At 66.1% G+C, this 20,007-nt stretch carries 16 protein-coding genes; 10 read left to right on the top strand and 6 right to left on the bottom strand.

The window, feature by feature from the left end; genetic code table 11:
* Nucleotides 1-90: 90 nt before the first annotated feature.
* On the bottom strand, nt 91-891 hold the full coding sequence (locus tag J4G12_05635) for a hypothetical protein (protein ID MCE2455287.1): 801 nt from the start codon (nt 889-891) through the stop codon (nt 91-93).
* 512 nt (nt 892-1,403) lie between these two features.
* Here J4G12_05635 and J4G12_05630 point away from each other — a divergent pair.
* A complete protein-coding gene (locus tag J4G12_05630) occupies nt 1,404-1,577 on the top strand; it encodes a hypothetical protein (protein MCE2455286.1) in 174 nt (57 codons plus the stop codon).
* Between the two features lie 122 nt (nt 1,578-1,699).
* Here the strand turns inward: J4G12_05630 and J4G12_05625 are convergent, their stop codons facing one another.
* From J4G12_05625 to J4G12_05610, 4 genes are all read right to left on the bottom strand, one after another.
* Nucleotides 1,700-1,945 (bottom strand): hypothetical protein, encoded by a 246-nt coding sequence (locus J4G12_05625; protein MCE2455285.1) that lies wholly within the window; start codon nt 1,943-1,945, stop codon nt 1,700-1,702.
* A 1,225-nt stretch (nt 1,946-3,170) separates the two neighbouring features.
* Complete coding sequence (locus tag J4G12_05620) at nt 3,171-4,388, bottom strand: hypothetical protein (protein MCE2455284.1); 1,218 nt, start codon at nt 4,386-4,388, stop codon at nt 3,171-3,173.
* Nucleotides 4,389-4,724: 336 nt separating this feature from the next.
* Complete coding sequence (locus tag J4G12_05615) at nt 4,725-6,434, bottom strand: D-aminoacylase (protein MCE2455283.1); 1,710 nt, start codon at nt 6,432-6,434, stop codon at nt 4,725-4,727.
* A gap of 171 nt (nt 6,435-6,605) precedes the next feature.
* The gene (locus J4G12_05610) at nt 6,606-7,727 is read right to left on the bottom strand and encodes a saccharopine dehydrogenase NADP-binding domain-containing protein (protein ID MCE2455282.1); all 1,122 of its coding nucleotides are present in this window, start codon (nt 7,725-7,727) and stop codon (nt 6,606-6,608) included.
* Nucleotides 7,728-7,836: 109 nt separating this feature from the next.
* On the opposite strand from J4G12_05610, the gene J4G12_05605 reads away from it, so the two are divergent.
* Genes J4G12_05605 through J4G12_05585 form a run of 5 tightly spaced genes read left to right on the top strand, consistent with a single transcriptional unit; the run spans nt 7,837 to nt 14,064 of the window.
* Entirely contained in the window at nt 7,837-10,158 is a 2,322-nt protein-coding gene (locus J4G12_05605; GenBank protein ID MCE2455281.1) for a VWA domain-containing protein, read from the top strand.
* Nucleotides 10,155-10,664 (top strand): sigma-70 family RNA polymerase sigma factor, encoded by a 510-nt coding sequence (locus tag J4G12_05600; protein MCE2455280.1) that lies wholly within the window; start codon nt 10,155-10,157, stop codon nt 10,662-10,664. Before J4G12_05605 ends, J4G12_05600 begins: the two co-directional genes overlap by 4 nt.
* On the top strand, nt 10,651-12,816 hold the full coding sequence (locus tag J4G12_05595) for a M28 family peptidase (GenBank protein ID MCE2455279.1): 2,166 nt from the start codon (nt 10,651-10,653) through the stop codon (nt 12,814-12,816). The genes J4G12_05600 and J4G12_05595 overlap by 14 nt, the downstream gene beginning before the upstream one ends.
* The gene (locus J4G12_05590; protein ID MCE2455278.1) at nt 12,804-13,397 is read left to right on the top strand and encodes a hypothetical protein; all 594 of its coding nucleotides are present in this window, start codon (nt 12,804-12,806) and stop codon (nt 13,395-13,397) included. Before J4G12_05595 ends, J4G12_05590 begins: the two co-directional genes overlap by 13 nt.
* 52 nt (nt 13,398-13,449) lie before the next feature.
* Nucleotides 13,450-14,064 carry a nitroreductase family protein gene (locus tag J4G12_05585; GenBank protein MCE2455277.1) on the top strand — a complete coding sequence of 205 codons (615 nt, stop codon included), beginning with the start codon at nt 13,450-13,452 and terminating at the stop codon, nt 14,062-14,064.
* A gap of 42 nt (nt 14,065-14,106) precedes the next feature.
* On the opposite strand, the gene gpmI is transcribed toward J4G12_05585, so the two are convergent.
* Nucleotides 14,107-15,684, bottom strand: a complete 1,578-nt coding sequence (gene gpmI, locus J4G12_05580; protein ID MCE2455276.1) for a 2,3-bisphosphoglycerate-independent phosphoglycerate mutase — start codon at nt 15,682-15,684, stop codon at nt 14,107-14,109.
* A gap of 80 nt (nt 15,685-15,764) precedes the next feature.
* On the opposite strand from gpmI, the gene J4G12_05575 reads away from it, so the two are divergent.
* The 4 genes from J4G12_05575 to J4G12_05560 form a co-directional block, all read left to right on the top strand.
* The gene (locus J4G12_05575) at nt 15,765-16,955 is read left to right on the top strand and encodes an aminotransferase class I/II-fold pyridoxal phosphate-dependent enzyme (GenBank protein ID MCE2455275.1); all 1,191 of its coding nucleotides are present in this window, start codon (nt 15,765-15,767) and stop codon (nt 16,953-16,955) included.
* 70 nt (nt 16,956-17,025) lie between these two features.
* Nucleotides 17,026-18,294, top strand: coding sequence for an insulinase family protein (locus tag J4G12_05570; GenBank protein MCE2455274.1), 1,269 nt, complete (start codon nt 17,026-17,028; stop codon nt 18,292-18,294).
* Between the two features lie 131 nt (nt 18,295-18,425).
* Entirely contained in the window at nt 18,426-19,700 is a 1,275-nt protein-coding gene (locus tag J4G12_05565; GenBank protein MCE2455273.1) for an insulinase family protein, read from the top strand.
* Between the two features lie 11 nt (nt 19,701-19,711).
* The coding region (locus tag J4G12_05560; GenBank protein MCE2455272.1) for an NUDIX hydrolase at nt 19,712-20,007 on the top strand (296 nt) is incomplete at its 3' end.

Raw genomic sequence — 20,007 nt, 5'->3', positions numbered from 1 at the left:
CCTCGGGAACCTCCACTGTGCCATAGTAATTGCCGCCGTCCGACCGGAACAGGTCGTAAAGTCGCCAGATCGGGTTTTCCCGGCTCTCGATCATGCTCTCGACCGGAGGAGCAAGCTCGTCACCCACCCCATGTCGCGTCGTACCCACAGCAACCTACCGGAAGGACCAGCGAACACTCTGGTAGCAACGGGGAAGGATTCTGCGAACGTCACTTCGTTGAAATGGGTATAGAGATCCATACGTGCCCTCCTGTGGTTTGCGGTCACAGCGCGGACTGGCACTTCCCGACGGATCCTGCCCACCTCCTGTCCGGTACCGGCATCGAGGATGGCAAAATCGTAGCGGTCGGTGTGTCCCACCACGACGCGGTTGTCTCCAATGGGATCGATCATCGGGACGGCACCGTAAAGATGCACCCTTACCCCACCCGGCTTGTGGAGCACGGGTCTCGACGTCCATAGCACCTCGTCGTCGTCGAGACGGATCAGTTGCAACGGCGGTTCCTCTCCCAGAGAAACGGCTCGCAGGGAAACGGCCTCGACCAGCAGCCGCTCTCGGTCATCGAAGAACATCCCGATAACGCCGCGTCCGCGGAACGAACGGGTATCGATCGGTTTCCCATGGATGTCGAACAGCTCCGCGCTTCCCGAGTAGCCGATCGCAATCAATCCTTCCCTGGAGACGGCCAGCTCCCGAGGGGGGCGTCTAAACTCCCCGGGGCCATCGCCCTGACGCCCCCACGACGCGACCTCGGCACCTTCCATGTCGTACACGACAACTCTGAATTCCAGCCTATCGAGCACGACAAGGTGGCGGCCGTCCGGGGTGAACTCCATCGCTGCAACGTCCCCGAACTGCCGCTCCGATTCCTCGTCACCGATCCAGAACACCTCGGTGAATTGAGTGTCGATCGCCCGGGTCGGCCCGGTGTGCTGGCTGGCACAAGGCACGGTACCCAGAAACAAGACAACCGCCACCGAAATGGCGGCTCTGCACAGGTCCCCGAGGGCTCTCAACCCCAGTCGGCATCCACCTTGACTTTGCCCTCGGACTGTCCAACAAAGTAGGACCACCCTACCCTTCTCCCTTCTCCCGCTTCCTGCGTCCGGCACGAAGCTCGATCACCGAAATAACGATTGCCACCAAGGAAATCACGAATCCCGCAACCGCCATGCGCGACACCTATCCTCCTGGGTTGTACCGGAATTTAGCGAACGCGTAATTCCAGGGGGAGGCGCTCCCCTGCCATTCGCAAGGTGGTGACAGTGCGAGGTCTGGATGGCCATCGCGACGTAAGGCGAGGAAGATAGCGGGTGTCGCCCGGGTGTCAAGAGCCGTGGTTTCGGAGGTGTGTCATGCACGGAGATGCGCCTCGGCGGGCACGTGCAGGCGCTTCGGGATGATGCGACGCAGCTCTGATGCGGAGGCGTACGCTCGGGTGATCCGCGGTCTGCGGGCGAGCGACCGCCGAACCGCCTACCGCCCCCTCCACCCCCTTCCCCGGACCGGTCGGCCCGGCATGGCGTCGGTGTGCGCGCCGTTCTCGATCACGGCCACCCCGTTCACGAAGACGTGATCGACCCCGCTGGAGACCTGGTGCGGTTCGGTGTAGGGGGCGTGCGGGTCTCGTAGCAGTCATGCCCCGGTGACCACGGCGCGGTACCGTGACCACCGGGGGGGGGGTCGGGATTGCCTGCCCTACCTTTTCCAGCCCGACCCGGGTTCGGCGTGCTGGTCGGTCCGAGCGGACTCGGCCTCGCCGCGTCCGGTCTCCTCATCCCAAGAGGGCAGGATGCCCGGACAGGGATCGCCGCTCACATGGCGGAACGGGTGCAACGAGACGCCGTCCGCGTCCCAGTACATAATGTTGGTTTCTCTCCCGCCAACGACCCGCGTGTCCGTGATCCGGCGGAAGACCAGAGCGCTGTCGGCGTACACGCGCATGAACTGGTGCTGTCTGTCCGAACCGTCGGTGCGAACAACCGCATAGCACCCTCCGTCTGGCCTGACAATTCCGCCTGGTACGCTACGAGATGTAGAATGTAGGACGAGATTGCCACGGTCGTCCAGAGATAGACCTTGCGGTCCGCCAGACGAATCGAACAATTCGCTTGGAATGGGAATATCGGTTTCGCGGTAACTCGAATATGCGACCAGAGAGATCAGAGATTCGTAATCTGAAACCTTCGACTCCTGACCCCGCCTCAGCGAAGGCGCGTCCAGATTCGGAGACAGCACGTACGCCACCTCCTGCGTACAGTCCACGTCCGCTACAAACACAGCTCCGGTCGGATCGGACAGTCTCCCGGGAACGAAGTGCGGACCGATTCCTCGATCACCCGCCGGCGTTCGCTGCAAGACGGCATTATGGACCGGAACACCAGGCTGTCCGCCGATATTGCAGACATCCGTGCTTCCCGGGGCATTCGGGTGCCAAGCGGAGATGAATTGCCCGGCGGTATCGAATTCGAGGACTTTATGGTGCCCTTTGACAAAGACGCCCTCACCCGGTACCGCCGTGATGCCGAGCCAGCCTCCCGGGAGCTCCCCTGGGCCGCCACCCCGAGGAACGGAAATGGTCCGCACGCGCTCCCCGGTCTCCAGCGAAAACACCATGAGAGCGTCGGGATCTTCAGCAGCATCTTGAACATACATCCATCCCGCGATGCGGTCCAACGCCACGGATTCGGACCCAATGGTGATCGATCGCGCCCGGAGTCGTGGTCGACCTCGACTACCTGCTGAGCCGAGCCGACGGCGTCGCCACCGATCAGAGCCACCACAGGGGGCGAACGCACTCCGCTCAAGCCTCGGTGCCATCACGTTTCCGGTGTGAGTGGGTCGCCCCGCTTCGCGGGCTCGCGTACACAATCGAAGGTCCATTTGCTACCGAGAGATACCCGGGTAAGCGTACCATTGGACACACATGCGTCGAGTGCGGCTCCCCAGGCCTCGTTCCTGTCACCCACGGGTTCATCGATCCCGAGATTGGATCGAAGGTGATCGATCACCCACAACCCTGTCGGTCGTCGAGAGCCCGTTTCCAGCACCGTCACCCACGAGTCCGGGCCGACCATCTTGAGCGGCGTCGACCACGCACCGACGGGTACGATCCAGAGGGCGCACACCACAAGTCCGGCCTTGTACACCCAAGTTGACCTGCGCTTCGTCATCCGGCCTCCAGGAAGAGCTCCCCCACGACAACGATCTGGACGCCGCGTTCGTCTACCTCGAGAAAGGACACGAGTCCAAGCGGACCAAGAGCAGCCGGCATGTCGAAATCCGAGGCGGCTATTGTGCCCATGTAATCACCACTCGCGGAGATCACATCGATCGGCCCGTTCTCGTCCAACGGATCGACCGATGACCGTCGACGGACCCAAACCTCACCCGCTCGGCTCGCTTGAATCGCAGTGATGACTGACAGCTCGGGGTAGAACGCCAACTCGTCAATAGCCGCCAGGTAAGCATCCATCAACTCTCTAGGAGAGGGAGGGACCCTTGTGTCCGCCTCCCGACGACGACGACTTTTTTCCTCGTCCCTTATCGCATCAGTCACCCTGACAGGCGGTACCGGCCGACGGATAATTCGTGATAGGGTCCCAGAAGCAGGTGAGACCACCTTGATTTCATAGGCCGACGAGTCCACCATTAGGAGGCTACCGTCAGGGAGCACATCCAAATACAAATCTGGATAGAACGCGTCGAGCCCTGAACTACCCGTTCTCGGGTCCCATCGAAACTGGTCGTTGCTATCGTTCCTTTGATCGCCAGACCGCCACGCATGAGCCCACAGGCTGCTCTTCATCCTTGCACCATCGAGCGTTAGCCGCATGATCGGACGATGGGTGGAGTAAGACACGACCTCGGGGACGTGTATGACCTCCAGGTGTTGAGACGACGCGACGAGATCTGGCGACAGCCACTCCCTTGCCGCCACACCAACGGGAACGTAACTTTCAAGCTCTCCATTCATTGAGTAGACCTGAAACGCCATCTTGCCTCTGTCGTACACGGTGATTCCATTGGGAGCAGTCAGCACGTCATGTATCTGGCGAATTTCACCAGGTCCGTCACCCTGTTTGGATATTTCGGATAAGAGCTCACCGGTCATCACATTCGCAACCGTCACCCTTTGGCTTCGCAGATCAGTTATTACTAACGCTCCGTCTAAGAGAAAGGCCACAGAGCTTACTCTTGCGAACGCATCCCATCCGTGGGTCAAGGCCCCGAATCGCTGCAACTCCCTGTATTCGACTGCTAGTGGGCGGTCCAACGCTGGCAGGTCAACAACCTGCTGCGCCGGCACAGGAACAGTATCTCCCGTTACTACTCCTACGATCAATGTCAATTCGACGACGAACACACGCACCGAGGGAAGCTCCATCATTCTTATTGGGTCCCCCCGGTGGTCTCGCAGTCGAGCCAACCGGTCAGCTCATTTAGGGGGGGGGCGGTGAAGAATTTCATGCTGTCCTCCGGCGGCTCGCCCAGCAAGAGGTGATTGACGGTCTCGAAGGTCGGGATGACCATCGCGACGTAGGGCGAGCAAGATAGCGGGTGTCGCCCGGGTGTCAAGAGCCGTCGTTTCGGAGGTGTGTCATGCACGGGGATGCGCCTCGGCGGGCACGTGCAGGCGCTTCGGGATGATGCGATGCAGCTCTGATGCCGAGGCGTACGCTCGGGTGATCCGCGGTCCGCGGGCGAGCGACCGCTGAACCGCCTACCGCCCCCTCCACCCCCTCCCCCGGACCGGTCGGCCCGGCATGGCGTCGGTGTGTACGCCGTTCTCGACCACGGCCACCCCGTTCACGAAGACGTGATCGACTCCGCTGGAGAGCTGGTGCGGCTCGGTGTAGGTGGCGTGGTCCGCGACGGTCTCGGGATCGAAGACCACGAGGTCGGCGAAGTAGCCCGGCACGACGAGCCCCCGGTCGCGGATCCCGATGCGGGTGGCGACGGCGGAGGTCATCTTGCGCACCGCTTCCTCGAGCGAGAGCACGCCCTCTTCGCGCGCGTACCTCCCAAGTATGCGCGAGAACGTGCCGTAGGCCCGCGGGTGGGTCAGGCCGGTGGCCCCCTCCGGGTCCCAGCCGCCGGCGTCGGTGCCGAACTTCATCCACTCCTGTGCCATCTGCATGGCGACGTTCTCTTCGCTCATCATGAAGTAGACCGTGCCCACTCGCTGCTCCTCGCTCGCCACGAGGTCGAAGGCGGTCTCGATCCAGTCCTTACCCATGTCCGCCGCGATCTCGGAGAGATAGCTGCCCACGTAGCGCTCGTTCTCGGGCTTGTCCAGGCCGACGATCAAGGTCCCTTCGGGAGTGGATAGACCGCAGAGGTCCTCCCACGTGCCGCTGGGGTTCTCCATCTCCTCCCTTATGCGTGCGCGTTCTTCGGGATCGGCGAGCCTTTCCATAAGCCGGTTCCCCGCCGAAGCCCAAGGCGGGAAGCAGGCGGTGAGTCCCGTCGATCCGGCGGTATACGGGTACATGTTGGCCTGGACGTCAATGCCTGCCGCCCGGGCCGAATCGATCTTCGCCACCGCCAGCGCGGCCTTGTGCCAGTTCCGCCGTCCTGCGGCCTTGAGGTGGTAGATTTCCACCGGCACCCCCGCCTCAACTCCGATGCGGATGGCCTCGTCCATCGCCTCCAGCAAGCCGTCCGCTTCCGAACGGAGGTGGGTGATGTAGACGCCGCCGTAGGGTGCGGCGGCCTCGTTGATGGCGACGAGCTCTTCGGTGGAGGCGAAGTTGCCAGGCGGGTAGATCAGGGCGGAGCCGATGCCGAATGCGCCGTCCTCCATCGACTCGCGCACGGCTTCTCGCATCCGCTCGAGCTGTTCCGGCCCTGCGGCGCCCATGTCGTGGCCCATGCCGTAGATGCGGATGGTGGTCGCGCCTACGAAGGAGCCGAAGTTGACGCTCGCGCCGTGCTCCTCCATCGCCTCCATCCAATCGCCGAAGGTGGAGAAGACCGTGCGGCCCGCGTCTTCGCCAGCCTGTACGAGCACCGAGTCGGTCACGGGACCGTTGCTCGTGGACTCGCCCATGATCTCCGTGGTCACGCCCATGGTGACCTTCGAGACGACCCGGCCGTCGCCGTCGCCGACGAAGCTCCCGCGCGAGTGGCTCTGGATGTCGATGAAGCCGGGAGCCACGATCCTGCCGTTCGCGTCTATGCGAGTGGCCGCCACGGCCTCGGCGAGCATGCCGGGAGCGGTGACGGTCGCGATCCGGTCTCCGAGGACGGCCACGTCGCCGGGGTAGGCCGCATTGCCGGTGCCGTCGACGATCCAGCCTCCCTCGATTATCAGGTCGTAGTGAACCGTCGAGCTCGCAGCCTCGTCGGAGGCCCCGGGGCGTTCCTCCACGGCGCAGCCGGTGAGGGTGAGAACGGCGAAGGTGGCGATGCGGGAGAGACGAGGTGACATGGCTGGCTTCGGTTGATTTGGCGGGACGCTCGGACGCACTCCCGGCCCGCAAGAACGTTGAAGCTTAAGGAGACACGAGTCGCACGGTCAAGGGCAGACCCTTCCCGGGGTTCCATCCCAGCCCTCGTGCGGACGCTCGTGCGCTCCGGACGGGCCTCGGCCCGTTCGTCGCTACCCGGTTACCCGCAGAGCGATGCCGCGCTCGGCCAGGTGCGTCACGACGCCGTCGTAGCAGGTACGGTCGGCTCCAACCCTCTCCGGCGGAAAGGCGCCGACAGTCGACCACGCTCCCGAGGCCACCAGTCCGACCATCGCGGTGCAGGTGTAGCCGGTGGTGCGGGCCATGGACGAGACCCCGGTCGTGGGGTCCCGCCGGTCGAGAAGATCCCAGCGCCGGCTCCAGCCGCGCCCGCCGAGCTCCCCTTCGATCTCCACTCGCATCACGGTCAGCTCCTCCTCGTCGTCGTCGAGTCGCCAGGTCTCGCGGAGCAGAGCTTCGGTCACCCGCCTGGGCACGAGCTCCTCGCCCCCCACCACCACCGGCTCGACGCTGAACATGCCGGCGTCGCGCAGAGCCTCCACTTTCGCGCGGTGGCCCGGGTAGCGAAGGGTCTTCTCCACCATGTTCGAAGCCTTGGAGGTGACGAGAAGGGAGCGCAGGCCATCCGTATTGAAGGCCTCCAGCATTCCGACGCCGGGCAATTCCACCAGCTCGGGCTCCGAGAGCGCCGGCAGCGCGAGCTCCTCCCCGCTCCGCCTCAAACGCGCCGGTCGGACGTATTCCTCGATCACGTCGAGCGGCGAGAAGGGGGCCTTGTACTCCCAGGGAGGATCTCGGCGCACCGGCAGCCCGCCGACCAGGCATCGAAAGGAATCCACCTGGTCGAGTCTCGCCTCGGCCCGTCCCATGACGAGGTTGCTGAGGCCGGGAGCGACTCCGCAATCGACGAGGCAGGTGACGCCCGCCGATCGGGCGACCTCGTCGAGCTCGCGGTAATCCTCCGGGAAGAAGGAGATGTCCACTACGGGCCTTCCGGTCTCGAGGATCGCGCGCACCGCCAGGAAGCCCATGAAGCCCGGCAAGGCGCCGACCGCCATATGGGAGTCGGCGACAAAGGCCCGAACGGCCGAAGGCGCGCTCAGGTCGACGAGCTTGGCGGATGCGCAGAAGCGATCTGCCGACTCCAGACGCTCCGCGTCGGCGTCGGCGCAGACGACCGTGTGGCCGCTCGCGGCGAGATCCCTGACGATGGCGGATCCCACGAGCCCGCACCCCAGCACCGCTATCTTCATATCTAACGCTAACATTTTCGGCGGAGCCGTGCCTGCCGGACGTGCGACCGGGGCGGTCTGATTCGTCACCCAGTTGTCGAAACCGATCCGAACCAAGGAGTTGCCCGAGATGACCAGAACCGCTCCCGCCGAAAACTCCTGCCGCCTCGCCGTGATTGCAGGCACGCTCCTCGCCGCCGTGCTTCCGGCCTCTTCGCTGGACGCTCAGGGTTGGATCGAGCCTCCCCCCCTGGCCGGAGGGTTCGCGGTGGACCGCGTCCGCAGCGAAGTGGACGTTATGGTGGAAGGGTCCCTCGCCCACGTCACCGTTTCCGAGTGGTTCGTGAACGACGGCGCTCGCGTCGCGGAGGGCGACTACCTCTACCCGATTCCGGGCGAGGCGGTTTTCGAGGACTTCTCCCTCTACCTTGGCGAAGAGGAGCTTCGCGGCGAGATCATGGACGCGGACGAGGCGCGCGAGATCTACGAGAGCATAGTGCGCCGCAGGAAGGATCCCGCCCTTATCGAATACCACGGCCACGGACTTCTGCGAGCGCGAGTCTTCCCCATCGGTCCGGGAGAGGAACGCAAGGTCACCATCCGCTATGTCCAACGCCTCGCTCGCTCGGGGTCGGGATACAGGCTCGTACACGCCGGTGCCCTTCGCGGCGGAAGTCCGGGCTTCGCGATGCCCGGAAGCGGACGCGGCACGCGCGACGAGCCTGGCGCGGGACGGGCCGACCGAGAAGACGTCGAGCTGCGGCCGCTGCCGGAGCCGGTGGACGCCTCCTTCCACATCAGGGTCGAGGACGAGGAACGCTTCCACGATCCGTTCTCTCCGACCCACGAGCTGGATGTCGAACGGCGGGGGGGCGATCTTTTCGTGAACGTCAACGACTTCAGCGCCGGGAAGCTCGCTCTCTTCCTGCCGCTGGCCGACGAGTACGTGGGCGTGACCGTCGCGACCCACCATCCGACCACCGAAGCCGGCTACTTCATGCTCACCCTCTCGCCCGGCAGCACCGACGCCGAATCGATTCCTCGGGACGTCACGGCGGTCCTCGACATCTCGGGATCGATGGCCGGTCCGAAGATCGAGCAGGCGCGGGGGGCCCTGGTCCAACTTCTCCACTCCCTCGGACCCGACGACCGTTTCCGGCTGGTCGCCTTCTCGAACCGGGTCATGACTAACTCCAACGACTGGGAGCCGTGGAGCCGGGCGGCCACCGATCGCGCCCGCGACTGGATAGCCGGCCTCATGGCCAACGGCGGCACCGACATCGGCGGAGCGCTCGACGAGGCTCTCCGCATCGTCAGCCCGGAGGATCGCCTTCCCGTGGTCGTCTTCCTTACCGACGGTCTGCCCACCAACGGCGAGACCTCCCCGGCCCGCATCGCCGACCGCGTGGAGGGCAAGGTGGGACGTACCCGCATCTTCTCGTTCGGGGTCGGTTACGACGTCAACACCCATCTCCTCGATCGTCTGGGCGAGGCCGGCAGAGGGGCAACCGACTACGTGGCACCCGGAGAGAACGTGGAGCGAGCGGTAGGAGAGCTGGCCCGGAGAGTCTCGCATCCGGCTCTCACGGACCTTGAGGTGAACGTCTCGTCGGTCGAGTTCGCCGATTCCTACCCCGCGCGTCTTCCCGATCTCTTCCTCGGCCAGGAGCTCGTTCTCTTCGGACGCTTCTCGGGCTCCGGCCCGGCTTCGGTATCGATAGCCGGTCGCCGCGGTCAGGAGGAACTCGAGTTCGAGACCGAGTTCGTCTTCCCCGAGGCGGAACCCGCCAACGGCTTCATTCCGCGTCTGTGGGCGGCCCGGAAACTCGGGCACCTGGAGAGAAGGATGTGGACCGAAGGCGAGACCCCGGAGCTGCTGGAGGAAATCCGGGCCTTGGCGCTTCGCTACGGACTTCCGTCGCGCTACACCTCCTACCTCGTCCGCGAACCGGGCGTGGTGGTTACCGACGCCCCGATCGATCCCGATTGGCGGACCATGCTTCCCGGCGGCGTCCCGAGAACGCCCGGTGCGGCCCGGGGCTCGGACGCGACGGGACAGGCGGCGGTCGAAGCCGCAGGTCGCGCGACCGAGATGATGACGCTCAACAACCTGGTCGTGATGTCGGCGGCCGTTGAGAGCCACGCCCTCCCGGGATTTGCAGGAACGGCGCGGCGGGTCGGAGGTCGCAGCTTCGTGGAGGAAGACGGTGTCTGGATGGACGTGCACCACGCAGAGGACGTCGAGTCCGTCACGATCGTGCACTTCAGCGACGCCTGGTTCGCGCTGGTCCGCGACCTGCCCGAGATCCTGCCTGTGCTGAAGGAGTTGACCGAAGTGACCATCGCCGGCGTAGGCGTGAGCCTGCGCTTCACCGAGAGCGCCCTCGACCGGCCGGAGCTCGATCCGTCCGAGGTCGCGGCGGTCGTGCGCGCGTTCCGCGAGGGCGGATGACCGACTGGTCGGAGCTCTACCGGAGCACCTACCCGGAACTCGTCCGCTTCTTGCAGAAGTACGTGTGGGACCCGGAGCGAGCTGCGGATCTGGCCCAGGAGGCCTTCGTGCGCGCGCTCCAGCACAAGCCTAGGAAACCTCGCGCCTGGCTCTTCCAGGTGAGCGCCAACCTGGCTCGCGACGAGGCCCGCGCGGCGGTGCGGCGCAAGAAGCACCTGACGCTTCTGAAGGGCGAGCTCGCGACCGCCTCCGGCGTGGCCACTCCGGAGCAGGTGCTCGAGGCGGACGAGGTCCGGAAGCGAGTGCGCGCAACTCTCCAGGAGCTGAACGAACGCGACCGGGCCGTAATCCTGCTTTGGGACTCGGGGGCCAGTTACACGGAGATCGCGGAACAGGTGGGGCTCTCCAAGGGGGCGGTGGGCACCACTCTGGCGCGAGCCCGCAAGAAGCTCGCCGAGGTATACGCAGGCATTGAGAAATGGGGACTGAAAGATGCGGCCAAATAGAACTGGACACCTGGACGACGGCACGCTGCACGCCTACCTGGACGGCGAGCTCGACGCGGTGGCGCGCAGGCCGCGCGAGGTCAGGGAGCATCTGGAGCGGTGTGAAGCGTGCGCGGAGAAGCTGGCGGCCGAAAGCGCCTTGCGCGACGAGGCCGCGGCCATTCTGGCCAGCGCGAACTGGAAGGTCGAGGTTCCGCCGCTCGAGGAACTCCGACGCAGGGCGGAGCTCGGCCCGACGCCGAGCGCTTCTGCCGAGAAGCGTGGTCCGGCGATGCGCTTCGCTTGGGCGGCTTCCCTGGCGGCGGCGCTCGGTGCGGGCTGGATGCTCGGGGGGGGAGGCGACGAAGGAGAAAGGGCGACCGCTCTCGCCGTAAACCTTCCCCAGGTGGGTGCCGATCCGGCGGAGGCGAGCGGCGATCCGGGAGACTTGGGTGGCGCAACCATGGAGTTGGGCGCCGCTTTCGGGAACGAGGCGCCCGGACCGGACGGCATCGGCGGCGGCGGTAGGGCCGACCCGGCCACGGCCCGGCTGGTGGAGCCGAAGACGACGACGCTGGAGGAGACCGCGTCGGCCCTTCGAGACGAACCCGACGCTCCAGACGAACCCGACGAAGAAGCCTCTCCCGCCGGCGAGGTCGTCGACGAGGAGCTGACGAGCAGGTCGGTGCCGGCCATGGCGGTCGTCGACGCCGAACCCGGAGCGCCCGGAGCCGACCCTGAGATCGCCGCGGGCGCCCGCGAGATCGTCCTTCCGGAATTGCCGACGTTCGCCGATGAACCGACACCGGCGGACCAAGCCCCGATCATCCACAGACGGAACCCGTTGAATCCGGCCGCGCTCGAACTCCGGCCGATCGGGCCCGACCCGGGACGGACCGCCCGGGGACTTCCGCTGTACACCATGGAAGCTCGACGGGCGCTCGCTCAAGCTTCGCCGAACGAGGCGGACCCGTGCGTCGAGCCGCAGGACCCGAATCCGCCCGATCCCAGCTCACGGAGAGCCATGTCCCGGATATCCGCTCCCTCGCTTAGCGGCAGATCGTCCCGACCCGGCGCCCTCGGACGCGCTGCGGCATCGGTCGCGGTCTCGGCCGCCATCGCCTGCCAGCCGGGATCGGACGCGGCCGTCCTCGACGAAGTGGCCTCCACCATCACCGAAACCGACTTCGCCTACCGGGTCGGGGTCATCGCTCACGACTCCATGAGCGGGCGCGACACCCCAAGCCCCGGGCTCGAAGCGACCGCGGCCTGGATAGCTTCGGAGTTCGCCGCCATGGGAATCAGGGGCGGAGCCGAGGACGGCGGCTACATCCAGCGCTATCCGTTGCAACGGATTCCGGTGGCGGGCACGGATACCCTGGACGACGGCTCGGTCCCGGCTCGGATCGCCTATTTCCCCTTGCGGGACGACCCGGGCCCGGATGTCGATGCAGGGGAGCTCGTCCGGGTTCCCAACGTCATCGGCATCGTCCCGGGAAGCGACCCCGAACTCGCAGACGAGTACGTCGTCTACTCGGCGCACATGGATCACGTCGGCACCGGGACAGCCGACGCATCCGGCGACTCGATCTACAACGGGGCCGACGACGACGCCTCCGGCACCGTTGCGGTGATGGAGATCGCCCAGGCCATAGCCGCGCTTCCCCGGGCTCCCCGTCGCTCCTCGCTCTTCATCCTCGTCAGCGGGGAGGAAAAGGGGCTCTGGGGCTCCGCGTGGTTCAGCGAGAACCCGACCGTACCGACCGAGTCCATGGTGGCCAACCTGAACGCCGACATGGTGGGGCGCAACTGGACCGACACCATCGTCGCGATCGGCAAGGAGCACTCAGATTTGGGGCAGACCCTCGAAAGGGTGGGCGCCGCGCACCCGGAGCTCGGGATGACGCCCATAGACGACCTGTGGCCGGAACAGAATTTCTATTGCAGATCGGACCACTATCACTTCGCGCGCAAGGGCGTCCCCATTCTCTTCTTCTTTAACGGCACTCACGAAGACTATCACGGGCGCGACGACGAGCCGGACCGCATCGATGCCGAAAAGGGCGCCCGTCTCGCCAGACTGATCTTCTATCTCGGAGTCGAGATCGCCAACGCCGACGAGCGTCCCGCGTGGACTCCCGGCACCGACATCGACCAGTTGTGCCGACGCTGACACGCGTTCGCGTCGGCAGGCGGTGCGCCCTTAACCGGCGGCGCCTGCCAGCAGCCGGGCTCGCGCTCCTCTTCCTGCCGCAACCCGCGCCGGGCCAGGAACACGGCGCCGACCCGATAGTTCTCGACGGGTACTTCCAGGCTGTCGCTGAATTCTTCGACGTTCCCCGGGCGGAGATAGACATCCTCCACGACTGGAATCTCCCCCCCGACGAAATACCGGTCGCGCTCTTCGTCGCGGAGCGAGCGGGAGTGTCCGCGGAAGCGGCCGTGGCCATCTGGCGCGAGGGCGTCGATTGGAGCGGTATACTCGAAAGATACGGCATCGGCGTCGAGAGCCTGCACCTTCCGCTCCCTCAAGGAACCGCCGCAGGTGCGCTGGCGAGAGTGTATTCCGAGCTTGAGGGGACGCCGGTCAAGGACTGGGAAGAGGTGGAGCTGACCGCCGACGAGGTGGTCGCCTTCGTCAACCTGCGCCTGATCGCCGGAGTTTCGGGGGGCGAATTCGAAGAGGCGCTCCTTCTTTCCGCCGGCGACATGAGCTTCGTGGAGATTTACGCGATTCTGCTTGGCCTTGGATAGCCCGGCGCGCTACACCCCCTATCGCGACTACCGGGAGCTCTCCCTTCAGGAGATGGCGCGTCGCGCGGACGACTTCCTGGCGGAGCTGCGCAGGCGACGCACCGTTCGCGATTTCTCTGATCGCAAGGTACCGAAAGAGATCATCGAGCGTTGCCTGCTCGCAGCGGGCACGGCTCCCAACGGAGCCAATCGTCAGCCGTGGCACTTCGTCGTGGTTGGAGATCCGACGATCAAGTCCCGTATCCGCGAGCTGGCCGAAGAAGAGGAACGCGCCTTTTACAGCGGTCGCGCACCCCCTGAGTGGCTGGAAGCTCTCGCGCATCTCGGCACCGACGAGCACAAGCCCTTCCTCGAGGCCGCACCCTGGCTCATCGTGATCTTCGGGGAGAGCTATCAGGCCCGGGCCGACGGTACCAAGGCCAAGAACTACTACGTCACGGAATCCGTCGGCATCGCGACCGGCATGCTCATCACCGCGCTCCACCGGGCCGGGCTCGCAACGCTGACGCACACCCCGTCGCCGATGGGATTTCTGAACCAGGCGCTTGGACGTCCGTCGAACGAGCGGCCGTTCCTGATACTGGTATGCGGCTTTCCCGCCGAGAACTCCCGAGTGCCGGTCATCGAAAAGAAGCCGCTGGAGGAGATCGCAACTTTCGTGGAGTGAACTCCAAGCGTCACCTGCTGGTCGCCCGCCAGGGAATGCGGCTCATGGATTACGCCTAGCTCGCTTCGAGCGGAGGCTCAGATCCCGGCCCGTCATCACCTCGGGCTGGTCCAGCCCCAGGTATCCCAGAACCGTGGGCGCGACGTCCGCCAGTCGATGAGGATCGCCCGAGTCCTCCCGAAGACGGACTTCCGGACTCGACGGATCGACCAGGACGAGGTCGACCGGTCCGACGGTGTGAGCGGTATGGGTTGAGCCGTCCGGGCCGAGCATTCGTTCGCAGTTGCCGTGATCGGCGGTCACCAGCGCCACCCATTCCCTGCTTGAGCGCACGGCGTCGAGCAGCTCGCCCAGACAGGCGTCTACGGTCTCGACCGCCTTGACCGCTGCGGGAATCGACCCGGTGTGACCCACCATGTCGGGGTTGGCGAAGTTGACGAGCACGAACGAGTACCCGTCTTGCAGCCCGCGAAGCGCGGCGTCGGTGACCTGGCGCGCGCTCATCCGCGGATGGAGGTCGTAGGTGGCGACCTTGGGCGAAGGCGCGAGAACCCGATCCTCGCCCGGGAAGGGCTCCTCCTCCCCGCCGTTGAAGAAATAGGTCACATGAGCGTACTTTTCCGTCTCGGCGACTCGGAGCTGGCGGAGGCCGGAGCGGGAAACGACCTCGCCCAGGCAGTCGCGGACGAGCTTCGGAGGAAAAGCCGCCCGCGCACGCAGGTCGGCACGGTACTCCGTCATGGTCCGGAACTCGGCCGGAAGGTCGCCCGCGCGCTCGAATCCGTCGAATTCGGGTTCGGCAAAGGCCGCCGCGAGCTGTCGCATGCGATCGGCCCGGAAGTTGAGGAGGATCACGGCATCCTTCCCGGAGATTCCGTCATGCCCGGCCAGCACGGCGGGCTCGACGAACTCGTCGGTGACCTGTTCCGAGTATCGCCGTCGGAGGAAGGCGGAGCCCGTTCCCGTTTCGACGGCTCCCCGACCGTCGACGATGGCCCGCCACGCTCTCTCGGTCCTCTCCCACCGCCGATCCCGGTCCATCGTCCAGTAGCGTCCGCTGACGGTGGCGATGCGACCGTCGGCGAACCTAGTCAACTTCTCTTCGACGGCTTCGATGTGTTTCGCGCTACCGGTAGGAGAAGCGTCGCGGCCGTCGGTGATGGCGTGAACCCGGACCGGAGCGTCGGGGGGCAGCAGGTCGAGCAGGCCCAGAAGGTGGCGGACGTGACTGTGTACTCCGCCGTCCGAGACCAGTCCGATCAGGTGCAGGCGCCCGCCCTCCTCCAGCCTCGCGAGCATCCCGTCGATGTCGAACCTGCCGGTGAGGGAGCCGTCTTCGAGGGCCTGGTCGATACGCGCGATGTCCTGCGGAACGATCCTGCCGGCTCCCAGATTGAGGTGCCCCACCTCCGAGTTGCCCATCAGTCCGTCCGGCAGGCCGACGTCCAGGCCGGAGCAGGCGAGCCGGGTCCGCGGGCAGCTTCGGTAAATGCTCTTGAAGACCGGGACCTTCGCCAGCTCTATCGCATTGCCGGGTTCGGGCTCCGGGCCGAAGTCGGAGTGGCCCCAGCCATCCAGGACCACCAGGAGAACGTTCTTCACGGGGAAAGTGTAACGGATTTCCCCTCGCCCACGCCCATCGTCCCTGCCCGCGCCTGTCACCGCAGCCCGGTCCGGACGGAACCCACCCGGATCATGTCATGCGCCTTGTCCCCTTCGACATGGAGCGGTACCAGTCGACCTACGAGCATCGGGTCGGCATCAACCTCTCGGAAAGCGGAGTCGCCCCGCTCTCCACCCGCGGCCTGATCGACCTGGCGGACCAGTCTCCGGCTTTCTCCGGTGGCGACCTCACGGCCCGCATCGAGGACATCGCGCTCGGCTACGGTCAGTCGAACGGATCGGACGAGCTTCGTGCGAACATCGCCCGGCTCTATCCCTCCGCGAACGAGGATTCAGTGCTGGTGACGGTGGGAGGGGCCGAGGCCAACTTCGCCTGTTTCTGGCATCTCGCCGAAGAGCAGGGACGAGCCGCGGCGCTGGTGCCCACATACGGGCAGGTGCCCGGCCTCGTCGCCTCGTTCTCCGGCCGGATCCTCCCGGTGAGACTCATCGAGGAGGAAGGGTGGCAGCCGGACCTGGCCGCGCTGGAGCAAGCTCTCAAGTCGGGAGCGCGCTTCCTGCTCGTGACCAACCCGAACAACCCCACCGGGGCCGCGCTTTCGTCCGAATCCATGCGCGAAATCGCACGCCTAACCGAGCTCCACGGCTCGTGGATCATCGCTGACGAAGTCTACGGCGGCGCGGAGACCGGCGCCAATCTGTCGACCCCCCTCGAAGCCGACGCTCTGGCCGAAACCCCGTCGTTCTGGGGTTGCCATGATCGCGTCCTCGTGACCGGCTCTCTCTCCAAGGCTTACGGGCTTCCCGGATTGCGAGTCGGATGGGCCGTCGGCCCCGAAGAGCTCGTCGCCGAGCTTTGGGGGCGCACGGACTACACGACCATCGCTCCAGCCACCCTCTCGGACCTCCTCGCCGCAGTAGCGCTTCACCCGGAGGTGCGACCGCGTGTGATCGCTCGGACGCGGGGCATCGTCGGAGCCAACCTCGCCCTGATTCGCGAATGGGCCGACGCGCAGGGCGACCGCTTCAGCTACCGGGCCCCGGACGCCGGCGCGATCTGCTATCTCCGCTACAACGCCCCGGTGAACTCCACCGACTTCGCGGAAAAGCTCCGCACCGAGAAGAATCTGCTCGTGGTGCCCGGCGATCACTTTGGCATGGACGGCTACCTGAGGGTAGGGTTCGGCAACCCTCGGGACGAGCTTTCGGAGGGGCTTGCGCTCATCGGCGACGCCTTCGACGAAGCGGCGCTCGCCGCTGCCGTCTGATTCTCGGCAGCTCGGCCGTGGCGACTCGCCGCACATCCCCCCGCCGCGCGTCCGCAGGGCCGACCCGGTGTTGAGCATCCCTTGTGACCGTCACACGCTCGACAACGGTCTGCGCATCGTGCTCTCCCCGGATCCCGGGGCTCCCATCGTGGCCGTGAACATCTGGTACGACGTCGGATCCGGCCATGAACGCCCGGGACGTACCGGACTCGCGCACCTCTTCGAGCACCTGATGTTCCAAGGCTCGCTCAACGTGCCGAAGAACGGGTATTTCGAGCACATGGAGCGAGTCGGAGGATCGAGCAACGCCACGACCTGGTTCGACCGCACCAACTATTACTCCGTGACGCCGCCGGAAAGGTTGGAGCTGGCGCTTTGGCTCGAAGCCGATCGCATGGGCTGGATGCTGCCGACACTCGACCGGGACCGATTGGAAAACCAGCGCCAGGTCGTGTTGGCCGAGAAGCGGGAGCACTACGACAATCGGCCCTACGGAGACTGGGTGGAGCGCATCCTTCCCATGGTGTTTCCGGAAGGACACCCCTACTCCCACCCAGTAATCGGTCTGACGGAAGACATCGAGGCCGCGTCCCTCGCCGACGTTCACGACTTCTTCGGACTCCACTACCGACCCAGCAACGCGGTTCTCACGGTCGCCGGTCACTTCGATGCCGGATACGCGCTCGATGCCGTCGAACGGTACTTCGGGGAGATCGGAGACGATGCGGTTCCGGACCCCGCTCCGGGCCCCGAACGTCCGCGGGCCGGGCCGGTCATCGGCGAGGAGCTCTCGTGCGAGGTGGAGGCGGCGGTTCCGCTGCCCCGCGTCTTTTTCGCGGCGCGCACGCCCCCGGTTGCCGATCCCGGCTTCGCAACCGTCGAAGTCGCTTCAGCCCTGCTGGGAACGGGGCGAGCCGGCCTCCTGCGAAGACGGCTGGTTCGCGAACGGCGTGTCGCGAGCTCCGCCTCGGCGCATGTGATTCCTCTGCGGCGCGACGCCGGCACGCTCATGGCGTCGGCCACCGGGTTCGCGGACACCGCCCCGACCGAGCTCGAATCGGCCCTCGTCGAGGAGCTGGAGGCGCTGAGCCAGGTCGAGACCTCCGAGGTGGAGCGAGCTCTGGCCATGTGCGAATCCGGCCTGCTCCGCGCCATGGAGAGCGTCGCCACCCGCGCCGACATCCTGTCCATGTTCGAGCTTTACTTCGACGACCCCGCACGCGTCAACCGAGAGCTCGACAGAGTGCGGTCCGTAACGGTCGAGGACGTGCGCGAGTTCGCTCGCAACCTGCTCATCGGGAGCAATCGGGCGCTGATCACCTATCGCCCGAAACCGTGACCGCCGCCACGCCCGACCCGGGCCGCCCGTCCGATCCTACCGTCCCGCTCGACCGCAGCCGGCCTCCCGGGCCGGGGCCGAGGCCGCACTTCGACTTCCCCCCGGTCACCCGGTCTAGTCTGGCTAACGGGTTGTCCCTTCAAGTATGCCGGCTCTCCCGCCTGCCTCTCGTCTCGGTCACGCTCTTCATGCGGGTCGGCGAGCTCGACATGGCTCGGGAACGCGCGGGTTGGGCCGTACTCGCCGGAGCCGCCCTGGACGGAGGCAGCGGCCGACGGAGCGGGGCCGATATGGCCGAGGCCTTCGAGCGGATCGGTGCGGCGGTCTCGATCAACGTGAGCTGGGAAGGCACCGCAGCGCATCTCCAATGCTCGGCGGACCATCTCGACACCGCGCTGCCGCTCCTTGCGGAAATGATCAGGGAGCCGGCCTTTCCACGGCGCGAGGTCGAACGGGTGCGCGACCAGCAACTGGCCGGCATCCGGCACATGCGCCGCGACCCCTCGGGTATGGCGACGACCGAAGCGAACCGACGCTACTTCGTCCCCGGGCATCCGTTCGCTCGCCCGCGCAGCGGGACCCCGGAGTCTGTGGAAGGAGTCTCCCCCGTACGCCTGAGCGAGCTGACCGAAGCCCGTTACCGGCCTGCGAATGCGGGCCTGATCGTCGTCGGCGACGTCGAGCCCGCAGCCGTGGAACAGCTGGCGACGAACCGGCTCGGGAACTGGCACGGTTCGCCACCGCCCCGAGATGCGCACCGCTCCGGGCCGGCATCGCGAGAGCGCAGGCTTTGGGTCGTCAATCGGCCGGGTTCGGTACAGTCGGTCCTGCGCGTGGGCCACGTCGGGGCCTCGGTCAAGACCGACGACCACTTCGCTCTGCTGGTCGGCAACCTCATCCTGGGCGGAATGTTCTCCAGCCGCCTGAACCTCTCGCTCCGCGAACGCCACGGCTTTACTTACGGAGCCCGCTCGGGGTTCAGCTTCCGCTCTCTTCCCGGTCCCTTCCAGGTCTCCACCTCGGTCGGAACCGAGGTCACCGCTCCCGCCGTCGGTGTGATCGTCTCCGAACTGGAACGCCTCGTGGAGGAAGGGGCGAGCGCCGCGGAGGCGGAAGCTGCCCGCGACTTCGCGATCGGCGCCTTCGGGCTGCGGCTGGAGACCGCCGGTCAGGTGGCGTCGCGACTGAGCTACGCCTTCGTGCACGGCCTCCCGCGCGATCACTTTCCTCGCTACCGGGAACGCGTCTCCAAGGTCACGTCCGAGGAGATCTCGGAGGCCCTCCGCCGTCGCGTGCGCCCCACCGAATGTCAGATCGTCGTCGTGGGCGATGCCGAAAAGATCGAGCCCTCGTTGGAGGCGCTCGGGATCGGCGAGGTGACCGTGGTCGAACCGGACGAGGGTTGAGGAGAAGCGAGATGCCGCGAACAGCCCCGGGCAGGCTTCGGTCGACCCTCGTCCACACGGGTCGGCGCATCGAGGTGCGGGTCGATCAGGTGCGCATGCCCGATGGTTCCGAGGCCGAGCTCGACATGATCCGGCATCCGGGCGCCGCCGCGGTGGTTCCGATCCGCGGAAGCGAGATCGTGCTCATCCGTCAATACCGCTACGCCGCAGGAGGGTACATTTGGGAGATCCCCGCCGGAATACCCGACAGGGCGGACGAACCCTGGGAGGAGTGCGCGAGGAGAGAGCTGGTAGATGAGACCGGGCT

This window comes from Gemmatimonadota bacterium (assembly GCA_021295815.1).
GTDB lineage: Bacteria > Gemmatimonadota > Gemmatimonadetes > Longimicrobiales > Gaopeijiaceae > JAGWBQ01.
This window is presented reverse-complemented; position numbering and strand designations above follow the sequence as displayed.

Excerpts from the sequence above, each read along its gene's own strand:
- J4G12_05630 (MCE2455286.1), top strand. The coding sequence starts at position 1,404 with ATGCGACGCAGCTCTGATGCGGAGGCGTACGCTCGGGTGATCCGCGGT.
- J4G12_05625 (MCE2455285.1), bottom strand. The coding sequence starts at position 1,945 with ATGCGCGTGTACGCCGACAGCGCTCTGGTCTTCCGCCGGATCACGGAC.
- J4G12_05620 (MCE2455284.1), bottom strand. The coding sequence starts at position 4,388 with ATGGAGCTTCCCTCGGTGCGTGTGTTCGTCGTCGAATTGACATTGATC.
- J4G12_05615 (MCE2455283.1), bottom strand. The coding sequence starts at position 6,434 with ATGTCACCTCGTCTCTCCCGCATCGCCACCTTCGCCGTTCTCACCCTC.
- J4G12_05610 (MCE2455282.1), bottom strand. The coding sequence starts at position 7,727 with ATGAAGATAGCGGTGCTGGGGTGCGGGCTCGTGGGATCCGCCATCGTC.
- J4G12_05605 (MCE2455281.1), top strand. The coding sequence starts at position 7,837 with ATGACCAGAACCGCTCCCGCCGAAAACTCCTGCCGCCTCGCCGTGATT.
- J4G12_05600 (MCE2455280.1), top strand. The coding sequence starts at position 10,155 with ATGACCGACTGGTCGGAGCTCTACCGGAGCACCTACCCGGAACTCGTC.
- J4G12_05595 (MCE2455279.1), top strand. The coding sequence starts at position 10,651 with ATGCGGCCAAATAGAACTGGACACCTGGACGACGGCACGCTGCACGCC.
- J4G12_05585 (MCE2455277.1), top strand. The coding sequence starts at position 13,450 with ATGGCGCGTCGCGCGGACGACTTCCTGGCGGAGCTGCGCAGGCGACGC.
- J4G12_05575 (MCE2455275.1), top strand. The coding sequence starts at position 15,765 with ATGCGCCTTGTCCCCTTCGACATGGAGCGGTACCAGTCGACCTACGAG.